Source organism: Sanguibacter sp. A247 (genome assembly GCF_052324925.1).
Taxonomy (GTDB): domain Bacteria; phylum Actinomycetota; class Actinomycetes; order Actinomycetales; family Cellulomonadaceae; genus Flavimobilis.
On the sequence record NZ_JBQPRE010000005.1, the window covers coordinates 63,898 to 79,778 of the forward strand.

A 15,881-nucleotide genomic window follows, 5' to 3' on the forward strand; every position below is an offset into this window, starting at 1 on the left:
GGCACGGCAGGACGAGAACAGACTGCGGGACCGCGCCCGGCGCGGACGAACGGAGACGAGAACCACATGATCGATCTCGGAGTTGAAGAGATCGCGGCCGCGACCGGCGGCCGCGTCCTCGGCGACGTGGCAGCGCGTGTGACGGGCCCCGTCGTCATCGACTCGCGGCTCGTCGTGCCCGGGGCACTCTTCGTCGCCCTTCCTGGCGAGAACGCCGACGGACACGACTTCGTCGAGACCGCACTGGCCGCGGGTGCGTCCGCGGTCCTCGTCTCTCGCGAGGTCGAGGCCTCGGCGGCGATCGTCGTCGACGACGTCCAGCTCGCCCTGGGAGCGCTCGCACGCGAGGTGCTCGCGCGGCTGCGCGCCGCGGGTGAGATCGAGGTTGTCGGGATCACGGGCTCGGTCGGCAAGACGACGACGAAGGACCTCGTCGGGCAGCTCCTCGCGCCCGAGGCACCAACGGTCGTCCCGCAGGGGTCGTTCAACAACGAGATCGGCCTGCCGCTCACGGTCCTCGAGGCCGACGAGGCGACCCGGTACCTCGTGCTCGAGATGGGGGCGAGCGGGGTCGGCCACCTCACGTACCTCACGAGCATCGCTGCGCCCGACGTGGCCGCCGTCCTCGTCGTCGGTTCCGCGCACCTCGGCGAGTTCGGCGGGATCGACGCGGTCGCCCAGGCGAAGACCGAGCTCGTCACGGGGCTGCGTCCGGGCGGCACCGCTGTCCTCAACGCTGATGATCTGCGCGTCGCCGCCATGGCGGAGGTCGCCCACGGACCCGTCGTCACCTTCGGGACCGTGACGGGCGCGGGAATCCGCGCGGTCGACGTCCGCATCGACCGCGGTGGTCGCGCATCGTTCACCCTCGTGGCGGGGCAGACGCAGACCCCGGTGTCGTTGCAGCTCGTCGGCGAGCACCACGTGACGAACGCTCTCGCAGCTGCGACCGTCGCCCTTGAGCTCGGGCTCCAGCCCGACGTCATCGCCGCGCGCCTCGCTACGGCCGCGGCCGTGAGCCCGCACCGCATGCAGGTCTCGGAGCGGCCCGACGGCGTCACCGTCATTGACGACTCCTACAACGCCAACCCCGACTCGATGCGCGCCGCGCTGCGTGCGCTCGCCGTCGTCGCGGGGCGCGAGCGCCGCTCGATCGCGGTGCTCGGCGAGATGCTCGAGCTCGGCGAGGACTCGCGCGAGCGCCACGACGAGGTCGGCCGGCTCGCTGTGCGGCTCAACATCAAGCTCACCGTCGTCGTCGGCGAGGGTGCGTGGGCGATCCGCGAGGGCGCGATGATGGAGGGCTCGTGGGGTGACGAGGTCATCCATGTCCCGGACGTCGCGTCGGCGGCGGCGCTGCTCGACGACGAGCTCCTCGCGGGCGACGTCGTGCTCATCAAGGCGTCCCACGGCACGGGACTGTGGCGGCTGGGCGACCAGCTGACCGGAACGGGGGCGTCCGCATGATCGCACTTCTCGTGGCGGGGGGAACCTCGCTCGTCGTCTCGCTCCTTGCGACCCCCTTGTTCATCCGCTTCCTCGAGAAGCGCCAGTACGGACAGTTCGTCCGTCACGACGGCCCGACGTCGCACCTCACCAAGCGCGGCACGCCCACGATGGGGGGCGTCGTCATCATCGGGGCGACTCTCGTCGCGGTCGGCGCAGGGTCGCTCGTCTCGGGCCGGTTCCCCAGCGTCTCGGCGCTTCTCGTGCTCTTCCTCATGACAGGGCTCGGGCTCGTCGGCTTCGCAGACGACTTCACCAAGATCACGCGTCAACGCAGCCTCGGCCTCTCGCCCATGGGCAAGATCCTCGGCCAGGGCATCGTCGGTATCAGCTTCGCTGTGCTCGCGCTGCAGTTCCCGGACGAGGGCTTCCGCACGCCCGCGTCGACGCGGATCTCCTTCATCCGTGACACGGGGATCGACCTGGCGTTCGCCGGCGTGACGGTCGGTCTCGTGCTGTTCGTCCTGTGGTCGAACTTCCTCATCACAGCGTGGTCGAACGCGGTCAACCTCACTGACGGCCTCGATGGTCTGGCGACCGGTGTCTCGCTCGGCGTCTTCGGTGCGTACACGTTCGTCGGGATCTGGCAGTGGAACCAGCGGTGCTCGTCGGCCGCGTCGGCAGGCCCCGCCTGCTACGACGTCCGTGACCCGTGGGACCTCGCGATCGTGGCTGCTGCGATCACGGGCGCGTGCTTCGGATTCCTCTGGTGGAACGCGTCGCCAGCGAAGATCTTCATGGGGGACACGGGTTCGCTCGCGCTCGGAGGTGCCCTTGCTGGGCTCTCGATCCTGTCGCGCACCGAGATCCTCGCGGCGATCATCGGCGGGCTCTTCGTCCTGGTCGTGCTCTCTGACGTCATCCAGATCGGTGGGTTCAAGCTCACGGGCAAGCGGGTCTTCAAGATGGCGCCCCTGCACCACCACTTCGAGCTCTCCGGATGGGGCGAGGTGACGATCGTCATCCGGTTCTGGATCATCGCGATGATCTTCGCGGCGGTCGGCCTGGGGATCTTCTACGCGGAGTGGGTGGCCGGAGCGTGACCGACGACGTGCTCGGTTCGACCGAGACCGTTGAACCAGCCCGCCCCCTGTCCTCGGCGCACGTCGTCGTCGCGGGGCTGGGCGTGACGGGACGCGCGGTCGCGGCGGCCCTCGCGGGTCGGGTCGCCCGCGTGACGACGGTTGATGCCACGGCGTCCGACGCGGACGTCGCGGACGCGGCGCTCGTCGAGCTCTCGGGCGTCGACCTTGTCGTCACCTCACCGGGCTGGCGTCCCGATCATCCGCTGCTTGCCGCGGCGCTCGCCGCGGGAATCCCGGTATGGAGCGAGATCGAGCTTGCCTGGCGCCTGCGCGTCGACCGGGCATCCGGGCGTGGGCCGGCGCCATGGCTCGGAGTCACGGGGACCAACGGCAAGACGACGACCGTGGGCATGCTCACCGCGATCCTCGAGGCGGCTGGCGAGAAGGTCGCTGAGGTCGGCAACGTCGGGACGCCCGTGCTCGAGGCGGCGCTCGATCCCAGCATCGACGTCCTTGCGGTCGAGCTCTCGAGTTTTCAGCTGCGCTTCACCCACACGGCCGCTCTCGAGGCGGCGGCGGTCCTCAACGTCGCGCCCGACCACCTCGACTGGCACGGGTCGTTCGAGCGCTACGCCGCCGACAAGGGTCGCATCTTCGCGCGCGCCCAGAACGCGTGCGTCTACAGCACGACCGACGCGGTGACGCGCGCGCTGGTCGAGGACGCCGACGTCGCCGAGGGCTGCCGCGCGGTGGGCTTCGCGCTCGGGGCGCCCGGACGTGGCGAGCTCGGCCTCGTCGACGATCTTCTTGTCGACCGGGCGTTCCACACGGCAGCGGACGATCCTGCGCGGCACGGACACGCCGAGGAGCTCGCGACGCTCGACGACCTCGCACACCTCGGCGGGGGTGGGGCGCCACCCCCGCACGTCGTCGCGAACGCTCTCGCGGCTGCGGCACTTGCTCGCGCGCACGGCGTGAGCGCGCCCGACGTGCGCGCGGGACTGCGGGCCTTCACGGGCGGGCACCACCGCATCGAGACGGTTGCCGTGCGCTCGGTCGACGGCGGCACGGTCCGTTACGTCGACGACTCGAAGGCGACGAACGGCCATGCAGCATCAGCCTCGCTCGCTGCGTGCGAGCCGGGCACGGTCGTGTGGCTCGTCGGCGGCCTCGCCAAGGGCGCGGAGTTCGACGACCTCGTCGCGCAACGTGCTGACCGGTTGCGCGCTGCCGTCGTCATCGGGGTCGACGCGACGCAGATCATGGGCGCCCTCGAGCGACACGCGCCCCAGATCCGCGTCGTCCGCATCGATCCGTCCGACACTGGGAGCGTGATGACGCGTGCGGTCGCGGCCGCAGCGGAGCTCGCCCTCCCGGGCGACACCGTGCTTCTCGCTCCGGCGAGCGCGTCGATGGACCAGTTCCGTAGCTATGCACACCGCGGCGATGACTTTGCCGCCGCGGCGCGAGCGGGCGCGGGCGTGCCCACGGAGGACGACTGAAGGAGCAGCGATGACGGCGAACGAGACGGCAGGGCGCACGAGCGCCACGCCGACGCGACGCGCGTCCCTCCTCGGGTCCTGGGACACGCCCGTGACGAGCTACTACCTCATTCTCGGGCTCACGATCCTGCTCGTCGTCTTCGGGCTCGCGATGGTGCTCTCGGCGTCGTCCGTGCGCTCGATCTCACGCGGGGACAGCGCATACTCGATCTTCCTCGGACAGGCGGTCTACGCGGTCCTCGGCGTCGTGGCTCTCGCGATCACCGCGAGCCTGCGCCCCGCGGTCTACAAGAAGCTCTCGTGGATCATCCTGCTGGCCAGCCTCGTTCTTCAGTCGCTCATCTTCGTCCCCGCCATCTCGGTCTCCGCGCTCGGCAACACGAACTGGATCAAGGTTCCGGGGACGAGCTTCACGCTCCAGCCCTCGGAGATCGTCAAGCTTGCGCTCGCGCTCTGGCTCGCGGCGGTGCTCGCACGCAAGGGCGAGCTGCTGCGGCAGTGGGGGCATGTCATCGTCCCAGCGGTTCCCATCGCTGCGATCGCGATCCTTCTTGTGCTCTCGGGCCACGACCTCGGCACCGCGATCATCCTCATGGCCATCGTTGCGGGAGCGCTGTGGATCGCGGGTGTTCCTGTGCGCATGTTCGCGGTCGGCGGGGCTCTCATGGCCGCGGGCGTGACCGCGATGATTCTCTTGCAGGTCAACAAGAACCGGCTCGGGCGCATCGACGCCTGGCTCGGTCGCGACTGCGGTGTGGGTGATGCCTGCTACCAGACGAAGCACGGCCTGTGGGCGCTCGGCACCGGTGGGTGGACGGGCGTCGGGCTCGGCGCAGGTCGCGAGAAGTGGCTCTACCTGCCCGAGGCTCACAACGACTTCATCTTCGCGGTCGTCGGTGAGGAGCTCGGGCTGCAGGGCACGATCCTCATGCTCGTTCTCTTCGGCGCCCTCGCCTGGGCGATGTCACGCATCGTCGTGCGCCACCCGGATCCGTTCGTCAAGGTCGCGACCGGGGCGATCATGTGCTGGATCATCGGCCAGGCTCTCATCAACATCGGCGTCGTCATCGGGGCTCTTCCCGTCATCGGAATCCCGCTCCCGCTCGTCTCTGCGGGAGGTTCGGCCCTCATCATGACGATGGCTGCCATGGGGGTCGTCCTGTCGTTCGCCCGTGACGAGCCGGACGCCCGCGAGGCTCTCTCCGGCCGCGCGAGCGTCGTCCGTCGGTCGCTCGCGATCGTCGGAGGGTCCGTCCACCGCTCCCGGAAGGGGAGAAATACCCGTGCTTGAGTCAGTCCTGCTTGCTGGAGGCGGAACCGCCGGCCACGTCAACCCGCTGCTCGCGGTCGCCGACGAGCTCCGTGCTCGTCACCCCGCGGCGCGGCTGACGGTCCTCGGCACGGCCGAGGGGCTCGAGGCGGAGCTGGTTCCGGCGCGTGGCTATGACCTGGTTCCTGTGCCGCGCGTCCCGCTGCCGCGGCGTCCGTCGGCCGATCTCTTCTCGGTCCCCGCGCGGCTGCGCGCGGCCGTGCGCGTCGCTCACGACGCGATCGAGGCGACGGGTGCACAGGTTGTCGTCGGCTTCGGCGGGTACGTGTCGACCCCCGCCTACCTTGCGGCGCGGCGCGCCGGCGTGCCGGTCGTCGTGCACGAGCAGAATGCGCGGCCGGGCCTCGCGAACCGGATCGGCGCGCGACGCGCGGCCGCGGTCGCGGTGACCTTCCCGGGAACGCCGCTGCGCGGGGCGCGGCTGACGGGGCTGCCGTTGCGTCGCGAGATCGCTGCGCTCGCGCTCGCGCGCCGCACCGACGTGGCCGATGCCCGGCGGGAGGCGGCGGCGATGTTCGGTCTCGATCCCGGGCGCCCGACGCTCGTCGTCACGGGTGGCTCGCTGGGCGCTCAGAGCCTCAACACGGCGATGTCGGGTGCTGCCGGGGCGCTCGCGAAGCTCGGGGCATCGCGGCCCCAGGTGCTCCACCTCACGGGTCGGGGCAAGGACGCTGACGTGCGTGCCGCGGTCGAGGCGGCGAGCCTCGGCGGCGACTACATCGTCGCGGAGTACGTGCTCGAGATGGAGCGTGCGCTCGCGCTCGCCGACTTCGTGCTGTGCCGTGCCGGAGCCGGCACGGTCGCCGAGCTCACAGCGCTGGGGATCCCGGCGGCCTACGTCCCGTTGCCCATCGGCAACGGTGAACAGCGACTCAACGCCCAGCCCGCCGTCGACGCGGGTGGTGGCTTGCTCATCGAGGATCGTCTGCTCTCCCCGGCGTGGGTCGCGGCAACGCTTCTGCCGTTGCTCGGGGATTCCGCGCGGCGCGTGGACATGGCGTCGGCAGCCGCCCGTGTGGGTCGCCCCGAGGCGACCGCCGCGGTGGTCGATCTCGTCGAGGATGCGGCGGGTGGGGCGCGATGACGGGCTCGACCGCGTGGCGGGACACGCCAGCGACGCTGGACGGGCTCGGTCGGGTCCATCTCATCGGCATCGGCGGGGCCGGGGTGTCGGTCGTCGCGCGGCTGCTCGCTGCGCGCGGCATTGCGGTCCAGGGGTCCGACGCGCACGGCTCGGACGTTGTTGACGCGCTGCGCGCCGAGGGTGTCACCGTGTGGGTGGGGCATGACGCGTCCCAAGTCGCCGGGGCCGACACGCTCGTCATCTCGAGCGCGGTCCGCGAGACGAATCCCGAGCTGGCTGCCGCGCGCGCGGCAGGCCTTCGGGTCCTGCACCGTTCGGAGGCGCTCGCGCTGCTCATGGATGGCACGCGTGCGGTCGCGGTCGCGGGTGCGCACGGCAAGACGACGACCTCCGCGATGATCGCGGTCATCCTTGCCGAGGCCGGGGCCGATCCGTCGTTCGCGATCGGCGGTTCGGTGCGGCTGTCCACGGGCGCGGTGCCGGGCGGTCACCTCGGGTCGGGGGACGTGCTCGTCGCTGAGGCTGACGAGTCCGACGGCTCCTTCCTCAACTATCGGCCCGAGATCGCTGTCGTGACGAACGTCGAGCCCGATCACCTCGATCACTACGGAACGCGCGAGGCCTTCGAGGCAGCGTTCGTCGAGTTCGCTGCGCGCATCCGTCCGGGCGGGCTGCTCGTGGCGTGCGCCGACGACCCGGGGGCCGCCGCGCTCACGGCGGCACATCGTGCGGCGGGCGGTGAGGCGCTCACGTATGGCGGACCGGGCGCCGACGTCGTTGTCGCTCACCATGTCGCGGACGGCGACGGGGGTCGCTTCACGCTCACTGTTCCCGCCGCATCAGGTCTCGTGCCTGCCGATGCGACGCGCGAGGTGGTGCTCGAGGTCCCGGGTCTTCACAACGCGCTCGACGCGGCGGCGGCTCTTGTCACGACGCTGCGGCTCGGGCTCGAGCTTGATGCTGCGGTCGCGGGCATCGCCCGCTTCCTGGGCACCGGGCGTCGGTTCGAGGAGCGCGGCACGTCCGGTGGCGTGCGCGTGATCGACGACTACGCGCACCACCCGACGGAGGTCGCTGCGCTGCTTCGTGCGGCACGGCCCGCCGCGGCGGGCGGTCGTGTCCTCGTGCTCTTCCAGCCGCACCTGTTCTCGCGGACGCGGACGTTCGCGCGTGAGTTTGCCGACGCGCTCGAGCTGGCCGACGTCGCGGTCGTCACCGATGTCTATGCGGCGCGCGAGGACGTCGATCCGCTCGTCACGGGGGCGACGATCACGGATCTCATGAGCGGGCGGGGTCGTCATGTGGCCGGGAAGCGAGAGGCCGCGCTCGCCGTCGCGGCGCTCGCGCGGGCGGGCGATGTCGTGCTCACGGTGGGCGCGGGCGACGTCACTCATCTGGCTCCCGTCGTTCTCGAGGCCCTCGCGGACCGCCCGTGAAGCCTCCGGCACGCCCCCGGCCGACCCCTCCCCGGCGCCCCGAGGAGCCGATGGCTCCGCGGGGCCCCCGGACGAGGGACGAGCGGACGGGCCTGCGTCCGCCGGGCGAGGCGCCGCCGGACGAGGCCCCGCAGGGTGAGGCCCCGGGGAGCGAGCGCGCGGCGGGTGCGCGCGGGACGAGCCCCGCGTCATCGAGGTCACGTGCCTCGTCGTCTGCGTCGTCGTCTGCGTCGTCACCTGCGCCGTCGTCGCGTCCCGCGTCCGTTCCGCCGGCCGCTGGCCGGCCGACGGGTGCGCGCCGTGGTGGGGGCACGACAGGTGAGACGCCTCGGTCGGCGGCGTCGTCGGGCGCTGCGCGTCCGACGGTGAGCCTGGCGTCCGCAAAGACGGTCGCGTCCGCGCGCACGGGTGCTGTTCCGCTCGTCGCGGGGCCGCGGCGTCAGGTCGTCTCGACCGGTCTGGCGGCACGGCGGGCGGAGATCGACGCGCAGCGTCGCAGGCGCTGGTGGGTGCGGAGCGCGTGGGCTGCTGCGGGCGTCGTCGCCCTCGGCGCGCTCGTGTGGGGCGTCTTCTTCTCGCCCTTGTTCGCGCTCGACCCGGGTGAGGTTGTCGTCTCGGGGGAGGGCACCGTCATCGAACCGGGCGATGTCTCGCGGGTCATCGACGAGGTGGCGGATGTTCCGCTCACGCGGCTCGACACCGTGGCGTTGCGCGGCCGGATCCTCGACGTCCCCGGTGTGCGCGACGCACGGCTCACGCGTGACTGGCCTCGGGGGCTGAGGGTCGAGCTTGTCTCGCGCGAGCCCGTCGCTGCGGTCCCGCAGGGGCCGGGTGTCGTCCTGCTCGACGACGAGGGCGTCCAGGTGGGCCGCGCGGCTTCGGCGCCTGAGGGGCTGCCGACGATGACGTTCGACATCGCCGACGAGGGGCGTCGGACGCTCGAGTCGGCGCTCATCCTGCTCAATGCGTTGCCGGAGTCGCTCGCGCGCGAGGTGCGGACGATCTCGGCCGAGAGCCCGGATGACGTGCGGATGACGTTGAGCGGGGGAGCGACCGTGCTGTGGGGCGGCAAAGCGGATGCGGCGCTCAAGGTCCGGGTGGTCGAGGTGTTGCGGACCGCGCAGAAGACGAAGGGCTCGAAGGTCTTCGACGTGTCTGCACCCACGGCGCCCATCACACGGTGACGTACGTCGCGATCCGTTCTGTCCGAGCTGTCGGGGCCAGTGGCGCGACACGCGCGACACGCGACGCCGAGGTGCTTGGTCCTTGGCGCGGTCCGACCTACCGTCGACGTAGCACAATCTGACATAACTCTAACCCTCTACCTGAGGGTGAAGGTTGCGACCGACCGAGAGGCACCTCCCGTGGCAACACCGCAGAACTACCTGGCAGTCATCAAGGTGGTGGGCATCGGCGGTGGTGGCGTGAACGCCGTCAACCGCATGATCGAGGTCGAGCTCAAGGGCGTCGAGTTCATCGCGATCAACACCGACGCACAGGCCCTTCTCATGTCGGACGCCGACGTCAAGCTCGACGTGGGCCGCGAGCTCACGCGTGGTCTCGGGGCGGGCGCCGACCCCGAGGTCGGCAAGAAGGCAGCCGAGGACCACGCGGAGGAGATCGAGGACGTCCTGCGCGGCGCCGACATGGTCTTCGTCACCGCGGGCGAGGGCGGCGGCACCGGCACGGGTGGCGCGCCCGTCGTCGCGCGCATCGCACGCTCGCTCGGCGCATTGACGGTGGGCGTCGTCACGCGGCCGTTCTCGTTCGAGGGTCGTCGTCGTGCCAACCAGGCCGACGCCGGCATCGAGGCGCTGCGCAACGAGGTCGACACGCTCATCGTCATCCCGAACGACCGCCTGCTGTCGATGGCGGACCGCTCGGTGTCCGCGCTCAGCGCGTTCCACCAGGCTGACCAGGTGCTCCTCTCAGGTGTCCAGGGCATCACCGACCTCATCACGACGCCGGGTCTGATCAACCTCGACTTCGCGGACGTCAAGTCCGTCATGCAGGGCGCGGGCTCTGCGCTCATGGGTATCGGTTCTGCTCGCGGCGAGGACCGTGCGGTCCAGGCCGCCGAGCTCGCGATCTCCTCCCCGCTCCTCGAGGCCTCGATCGACGGCGCCCACGGCGTGCTCATCTCGATCCAGGGTGGCTCTGACCTCGGCCTGCAAGAGATCAACGAGGCTGCACGTCTCGTCCATGAGGCCGCCCACCCCGAGGCGAACATCATCTTCGGTACGGTCATCGACGACGCGCTCGGCGACGAGGTGCGCGTCACGGTGATCGCCGCGGGCTTCGACGGCGGTGCGCCTCTGCCCCGCAAGGACGGCCGCGGCCTCGGTCAGGTCGAGCCCGCAGCCGGCCGACCCGCTGCCGCGCCCGCCGCGCAGGCACCGGCTGCTGCGGCCCGCCGCGAGCCGTCGGCCCAGACGGGTGCGCACTCGCAGGTCCGTCCGATCCTCCCGATCGAGGACGACGCGGATCGTCCGTCGTGGCAGCGCGCGGTTCAGCCGCAGAGCACGCACCCCGCTGACGCGGAGCCCGTGCGTCCGGCGTCGCCGTACGCGCGCTCGGCAGCGGGCGAGCAGGTTCCCGCGTTCCTCGGCGACACCGACGAACCGCAGGCGACCGGACGGCTCGAGGTCCCGCGAGTCTTTGAGGAGGAAGCTCCGCGTCGGCGTGCCGACGACCTGGATATCCCGGACTTCCTCAAGTGACCCGATGACCCTGGCTCCACGCGAACCCCGGCTGTCCGAGTACGACCTCGGCGCTGGGGTTCGCGCTGTCTTCACGGAGTCGGCGGGCGGGGTGTCGCCCACCCCGTGGGGTCCGCTCGACGCACCCGGGCTCAACCTGGGGCTCACGTGCGGTGACGAGGCCGAGCGAGTGCGGGCCAACCGAAGGCTGCTCGCGCGCTCCCTCGGGCTCGAGGTCGTGTACGCCGTCCAGGTGCACGGCGCGACCGTCCTCGAGGCGGCGGGGCCGATGAGAGTGGACGTCGACGCCGTCGGCGAGGCCGACGGCCTCGTCACGTCCACGGTCGGCCTCGGCCTCGCGGTCCAGGTGGCGGACTGCGTCCCGGTTCTGCTCGCTGACGCGCGCGCGGGTGTCGTCGGCGTGGCCCACGCCGGTCGCCGTGGCGTCGAGCGTGACGTCGTCGGCGCGGTTCTCGACGCGATGGCGGGCCTCGGTGCGACGGCCGCCCGTACGCGGGTCGTCGTCGGCCCGAGCGCGTGCGGGCGCTGCTACGAGGTGCCGGCGACCTTGCAGGAGGCTGTCGCGGCCCTCGCTCCGTCGTCGATGTCGACGACGTCGTGGGGGACACCTGCGCTCGACCTTCCTGCCGCCGTCATCGCGCGCCTGCGGCGCGCGGGCGTCGAGGACATCACGCACGACGCGCGGTGCACGATCGAGGACCCTTCGCTCTTCTCCCATCGCCGCGCGACCCGGCCGGGTGGCCCCGGTACGACAGGCCGTCTCGCGGGAGTCGTCGCGCTCACGGCGTGAGGGCGCCGGCGGCGAGCCGGCGGTGCCGACTCCGGTCAGTGCCTCACCGTGGATTCCCCCGGGCGACACGGGCGTGTCGGTACGGGAGGAGCACGGGGGTGCCGGTTAGCGTGGAGCCACCCCCATGGGTGAACTGGACGACGACGGAGGAGCAAGGCGATGGCCGGAGCGCTGCGCAAGACGATGCTGTACCTGGGCCTCGCGGACGACCGCGGCGGCCAGGAGTACGCCGAGGACTACCACGACGAGTACGTCGAGGACTACCAGGACTTCGAGCCCGAGGTGGAGACCGTGAGCGAGACGCATGCACAGGTAACCCCGATCAGCCGTGGTGTGCAGGCGGTGGCGTCGGCTCCCGAGCTGCGTCGCATCACGACGGTTCACCCCCGGTCGTACAACGACGCACGTCAGATCGGCGAGGCCTTCCGGTCCGGGACGCCCGTCATCATCAACCTCTCGGACATGGACGACTCGGACGCCAAGCGTCTCGTCGACTTCTCGGCAGGGCTGATCTTCGGTCTCCGTGGCTCGATCGAGCGCGTGACGAACAAGGTCTTCCTCCTGTCTCCCGAGAGCGTGGAGATCTCCGGTGAGAACCGCGGCGAAAACGCGCGCGCCGGCATCTTCAACCAGAGCTGACGCGCAGGTTCCGTGGACCTCCTTCTCTCCGTCCTGAGCCTCGTCGTCTGGCTCTACATGCTCGTCCTTCTGGCTCGGGTCGTCATTGACTGGATCCAGGTCTTTGCGCGCGACTGGCGGCCGCGCGGATTCGTGCTTGTCTTGTGCGAGTTCGTCTTCACGATCACCGATCCGCCACTGCGGCTGCTCAGGCGCTTCATCCCGCCCCTGCGTCTCGGACGGGTGCAGGTCGACCTGTCGTTCATCGTCCTCTTTCTCGCGTGTTCGCTTCTCATGAACGTTCTCGGGATACTCGCCCGATCGTTGTAGCGTGCACACCATGACGGCGTCGATGACGACCGTCCCCTAATTTTCCGATAGCGTGATCCTCGGCGTACCTGACGTCAGGTCCGTCAGGATCCGCAACGACTGCAACAGAGGTGACCCGATGGAACTGCTGACCACGGACGACATCCTGAACAAGAAGTTCACGGCGACGAAGTTCCGCGAGGGCTACGACATCGTTGAGGTCGACGACTTCCTCGATGAGGTGCTCAACACGCTGCGCGCTTACGAGGGCGAGAACGGCGACCTCAAGAGCAAGCTCGCCGCAGCCGAGCGTCGGGTCGCAGAGCTCACGCGTCAGAACGCGGCCCAGGCTGCCGCGGCCGCATCCGCGCCGGCTCCGGTGCACACGCCCGAGCCGACCCCCGCGCCCGCACCTGCTCCCGAGCCGGCGCCCGTCGCGCCGCCGGTCCCGGCCGCGCAGATGCGGATGTCCGAGCCCGAGTCCGCGACCGGCATGCTTCAGCTCGCGCAGAAGCTCCACGACGACTACGTGCGTTCGGGCCAGGAAGAAGGCGACCGTCTCGTGACGGAGGCGCGCAGCGAGGGTGAGCGCATCGTCCGCGAGGCGCAGGAGACCTCCGCTCGCACGCTCGGTCAGCTTGAGCAGGAGCGTGGTCTTCTCGAGAGGAAGATCGACGAGCTTCGCCAGTTCGAGCGTGACTACCGCACGCGTCTGCAGAGCTACCTCGAGAACCTTCTCGGGGACCTCAACAACCGCGGTGCTGTGATGCCGGCCAACGAGAAGGACTCCGGCCGCTCCATCTGACGGCGCCGCCCGCCTGAACGGGCACCCGTATTTTCGGTCGGGACGGACCCGCTGCACCTTGTGCGCGGTTGTCCGTCCCGACTGTGACGTCTATCCTCAGCATTCCCGTAGTCAGAGAGGCCAGCCGATGTCGATCCAGGACGCTACGCCCGCCCCCACGTTCGCCGAGCGCTTTCCGCGTCTTGCCAAGGACGTCAAGCTGTTCCAGGTGCGCGACGGCGAAGAGCCGTGGACGACGAAGGAGGTGAAGACGCTGGCCCTCGGCCTCATCGAGGAGTCGGAGCGTCTTGAGATCGAGCTCGAGACCGCGGACGCGGACCTCACGGAGCTGCTGCGCAACTCTGGCGAGGGCGCCGGGGACGACCAGGCGGACTCGGGATCGAGCGCGCTGGAGCGCGAGCAGGAGCTGACGCTCGTCAACAACACCCGTGACCTCCTCGACCAGAACCGTCGCGCGCTGTCCCGCATCGCCGACGGCAGCTACGGGACGTGTGAGGTGTGCGGTGGGCCGATCGGGAAGGCGCGTCTCGAGGCGTTCCCCCGCGCGGCGATGTGCGTGCGCTGCAAGCAGCTTGCCGAACGTCGCTGATCGCTGCGGGGAGTACGGCCCTGGCCGTGGCAGACTGAGGCGGCCATGACTGACGAGACGACGCCCCCAGCGGCACATACACCCGTGCGTGCGACCACTGCCCCCACCCGGCAGCGACGGCTTCTGTGGCCGATCCTCCTCGGTGCGCTCGTGCTCGCCGGGATCGATCAAGCCACGAAGGAGCTCGCGCTCGCGCGGCTCGAGCCCGGGGCCGAGACCCACTGGTTCCTCGGGGAGCTGCTCGGCTGGAAGCTCGTCTTCAATCCGGGCGCTGCACTGTCGATCGGCGAGGGCTTTACGTGGATCCTCACGCTTCTCGTCGTCGGTGTCTCGATCGTCATCGTGCTGAGCTCGCGTCGGATCACGTCGCGTCCGTGGGCCTTCGCGCTCGCCCTCATCCTGGGTGGCGCGGTCGGCAACTTGGTGGATCGTCTCGCGCGGGATCCCGGCTTCGGGCACGGGCACGTCGTCGACTTCATCAACTACGCGGGATTCTTCGTCGGCAATGTCGCGGACATCGCGATCGTCGGCGCAGCGATCCTCGTCGTCTGGCTCTCGTTCCGCGGGGTGCCCTTTGGTGACGAGTCCGGTCGTGCGCCCGCGAGCCCGACGGACGACAGCGCCCCCGCGGACGCGGATGCGACCGACGACGGTTCGGCCGAGGACGTGGACGCGCCGACGCACGAGGGCACCCCGTCGTGACCTCACGCTCGCTGCCCGTTCCCGACGGTCTCGCCGGTGAGCGGGTCGATGCAGGCCTTGCGCGCCTGCTCGGCCTGTCCCGCTCGCGTGCCGCGGAGATCGCGGAGGCCGGGGGCGTCATCCTCGACGGCAAGGTCGTCGGCAAGTCGGACCGCCTCCCCGCTGGATCCTGGCTCGAGGTTGAGATCCCCGCGTCGACGCCGCACGTCGAGGTGCCGCCCGAGCCGGTCCCCGGCATGGTGATCCGCTACGACGATGACGATTGCGTCGTCATCGACAAACCTGTGGGCGTCGCGGCGCACGGCGCACCGGGGTGGACGGGACCGACGGTCGTCGGCGCGCTTGCCGCCGCCGGGTATCGCATCTCGACGTCGGGCGCTCCCGAGCGCCAGGGCATCGTGCACCGTCTCGACGCAGGCACGAGCGGACTCATGGTCGTCGCCAAGAGCGAGCATGCGTACACGGTCCTCAAGCGTGCGTTCAAGGAGCGCACGGTCGAGAAGGTCTATCACGCGCTCGTCCAGGGGTATCCGGACCCGTCGGTCGGCACGATCGACGCACCCATCGGCCGCCACCCGTCCTCGGACTGGAAGTTCGCGGTCGTCGCGGGGGGCAAAGAGTCCGTGACGCACTACGAGGTTCTCGAGATGTTCCCGGCGGCGAGCCTCGTCGAGGTGCACCTCGAGACGGGGCGCACCCATCAGATCCGCGTGCACTTCTCCGCGCTGCGGCACCCGTGCGTCGGCGACACGATGTACGGCGCCGACCCGACGCTCGCGGAGCGCGCGGGCCTCTCGCGCCAGTGGCTGCACGCGATGCGGCTCGGTTTCGCGCACCCCTCCGACGGACGGTGGATCGAGGTGACGTCGGAGTACCCGGACGACCTGACGCACGCGCTCGACGTGGTCGCCGAGGGCTACCGGTGAGCTCCGACGGCACGCGTCCCGTCCTCGGTGAGGGGGCCGTGAGCGTCGTGCGTCTGGACGATGCGACGCGGCTCGGGGACTGCCTCGCCGTGCGGCTCGAGGTGTTCGTCGAGGAGCAGCGGGTTCCGCTCGACGAAGAGATCGACGCGCTCGACGACGCTGCGACGACGACGCACCTGCTCGCGCTCGACGCGGACGGCACGGTGCTCGGGACTGCGCGCGTCCTGGCAGACCCGGAGCACCCGGGTGAGATTCACGTGGGCCGGGTGGCCGTGCGAGCGATCGCACGCGGCCGGGGCGTGGGGCGCGCGCTCATGCACGCGGCCCACGCGGTCGCGTTGGCCGACCACGGCGTCGACGGCGCCGTGAGGTCTGTCCTCTCGGCGCAGGTGCAGGCGTTCGGCTTCTACGAGTCGCTCGGCTACACGGTCGTCGGCGAGACCTACCTCGATGCTGGGATCGAGCACCGGGACGCGTACCTCGACCTCGCGCGGCCACCCGCCGAGGCCAAGAAGGTCGGCGGCTCGTCCTAGACTCGG

16 protein-coding genes are annotated in these 15,881 nt (G+C 70.7%); all 16 read left to right on the plus strand.

All coding sequences use genetic code 11. The features are described from left to right. Nucleotides 1-66 precede the first annotated feature (66 nt). The 16 genes from ACTVCO_RS11305 to ACTVCO_RS11380 all read left to right on the plus strand — a co-directional run bounded on the left by ACTVCO_RS11305 (nucleotide 67) and on the right by ACTVCO_RS11380 (nucleotide 15,875). Nucleotides 67-1,467 carry a UDP-N-acetylmuramoyl-tripeptide--D-alanyl-D-alanine ligase gene (locus ACTVCO_RS11305; RefSeq protein ID WP_443728529.1) on the plus strand — a complete coding sequence of 467 codons (1,401 nt, stop codon included), beginning with the start codon at nucleotides 67-69 and terminating at the stop codon, nucleotides 1,465-1,467. Continuing rightward, nucleotides 1,464-2,549 carry a phospho-N-acetylmuramoyl-pentapeptide-transferase gene (mraY, locus tag ACTVCO_RS11310; RefSeq protein WP_443728530.1) on the plus strand — a complete coding sequence of 362 codons (1,086 nt, stop codon included), beginning with the start codon at nucleotides 1,464-1,466 and terminating at the stop codon, nucleotides 2,547-2,549. The genes ACTVCO_RS11305 and mraY overlap by 4 nt, the downstream gene beginning before the upstream one ends. Next, complete coding sequence (gene murD, locus ACTVCO_RS11315; RefSeq protein WP_443728531.1) at nucleotides 2,546-4,033, plus strand: UDP-N-acetylmuramoyl-L-alanine--D-glutamate ligase; 1,488 nt, start codon at nucleotides 2,546-2,548, stop codon at nucleotides 4,031-4,033. Before mraY ends, murD begins: the two co-directional genes overlap by 4 nt. A 10-nt stretch (nucleotides 4,034-4,043) precedes the next feature. Continuing rightward, nucleotides 4,044-5,324 carry a putative lipid II flippase FtsW gene (ftsW, locus tag ACTVCO_RS11320; protein ID WP_443728532.1) on the plus strand — a complete coding sequence of 427 codons (1,281 nt, stop codon included), beginning with the start codon at nucleotides 4,044-4,046 and terminating at the stop codon, nucleotides 5,322-5,324. After that, the gene (gene murG, locus ACTVCO_RS11325; protein ID WP_443728533.1) at nucleotides 5,317-6,447 is read left to right on the plus strand and encodes an undecaprenyldiphospho-muramoylpentapeptide beta-N-acetylglucosaminyltransferase; all 1,131 of its coding nucleotides are present in this window, start codon (nucleotides 5,317-5,319) and stop codon (nucleotides 6,445-6,447) included. The genes ftsW and murG overlap by 8 nt, the downstream gene beginning before the upstream one ends. Beyond that, the gene (gene murC / locus ACTVCO_RS11330) at nucleotides 6,444-7,883 is read left to right on the plus strand and encodes a UDP-N-acetylmuramate--L-alanine ligase (RefSeq protein WP_443728534.1); all 1,440 of its coding nucleotides are present in this window, start codon (nucleotides 6,444-6,446) and stop codon (nucleotides 7,881-7,883) included. Before murG ends, murC begins: the two co-directional genes overlap by 4 nt. Nucleotides 7,884-8,248: 365 nt before the next feature. Continuing rightward, a complete protein-coding gene (locus ACTVCO_RS11335) occupies nucleotides 8,249-9,067 on the plus strand; it encodes a cell division protein FtsQ/DivIB (protein ID WP_443728535.1) in 819 nt (272 codons plus the stop codon). Nucleotides 9,068-9,247: 180 nt separating this feature from the next. Continuing rightward, nucleotides 9,248-10,603 (plus strand): cell division protein FtsZ, encoded by a 1,356-nt coding sequence (ftsZ, locus tag ACTVCO_RS11340; protein WP_443728536.1) that lies wholly within the window; start codon nucleotides 9,248-9,250, stop codon nucleotides 10,601-10,603. 4 nt (nucleotides 10,604-10,607) lie between these two features. After that, nucleotides 10,608-11,393 (plus strand): peptidoglycan editing factor PgeF, encoded by a 786-nt coding sequence (pgeF, locus tag ACTVCO_RS11345; protein ID WP_443728537.1) that lies wholly within the window; start codon nucleotides 10,608-10,610, stop codon nucleotides 11,391-11,393. A 159-nt stretch (nucleotides 11,394-11,552) separates the two neighbouring features. Then, the gene (locus ACTVCO_RS11350; RefSeq protein WP_443728538.1) at nucleotides 11,553-12,032 is read left to right on the plus strand and encodes a cell division protein SepF; all 480 of its coding nucleotides are present in this window, start codon (nucleotides 11,553-11,555) and stop codon (nucleotides 12,030-12,032) included. 12 nt (nucleotides 12,033-12,044) lie between these two features. After that, complete coding sequence (locus ACTVCO_RS11355; RefSeq protein ID WP_443728539.1) at nucleotides 12,045-12,341, plus strand: YggT family protein; 297 nt, start codon at nucleotides 12,045-12,047, stop codon at nucleotides 12,339-12,341. A 118-nt stretch (nucleotides 12,342-12,459) separates the two neighbouring features. Further along, on the plus strand, nucleotides 12,460-13,125 hold the full coding sequence (locus ACTVCO_RS11360) for a DivIVA domain-containing protein (RefSeq protein WP_443728540.1): 666 nt from the start codon (nucleotides 12,460-12,462) through the stop codon (nucleotides 13,123-13,125). Nucleotides 13,126-13,252: 127 nt separating this feature from the next. Continuing rightward, nucleotides 13,253-13,714, plus strand: a complete 462-nt coding sequence (locus ACTVCO_RS11365; RefSeq protein WP_443728541.1) for a TraR/DksA family transcriptional regulator — start codon at nucleotides 13,253-13,255, stop codon at nucleotides 13,712-13,714. Nucleotides 13,715-13,798: 84 nt separating this feature from the next. Then, entirely contained in the window at nucleotides 13,799-14,416 is a 618-nt protein-coding gene (locus tag ACTVCO_RS11370) for a signal peptidase II (RefSeq protein ID WP_443728542.1), read from the plus strand. Then, nucleotides 14,413-15,342: an RluA family pseudouridine synthase gene (locus ACTVCO_RS11375; protein WP_443728543.1), complete on the plus strand. Its 930-nt coding sequence runs from the start codon at nucleotides 14,413-14,415 to the stop codon at nucleotides 15,340-15,342. The genes ACTVCO_RS11370 and ACTVCO_RS11375 overlap by 4 nt, the downstream gene beginning before the upstream one ends. Continuing rightward, on the plus strand, nucleotides 15,339-15,875 hold the full coding sequence (locus ACTVCO_RS11380) for a GNAT family N-acetyltransferase (RefSeq protein ID WP_443728544.1): 537 nt from the start codon (nucleotides 15,339-15,341) through the stop codon (nucleotides 15,873-15,875). Before ACTVCO_RS11375 ends, ACTVCO_RS11380 begins: the two co-directional genes overlap by 4 nt. The last annotated feature ends 6 nt before the right edge of the window (nucleotides 15,876-15,881 follow it).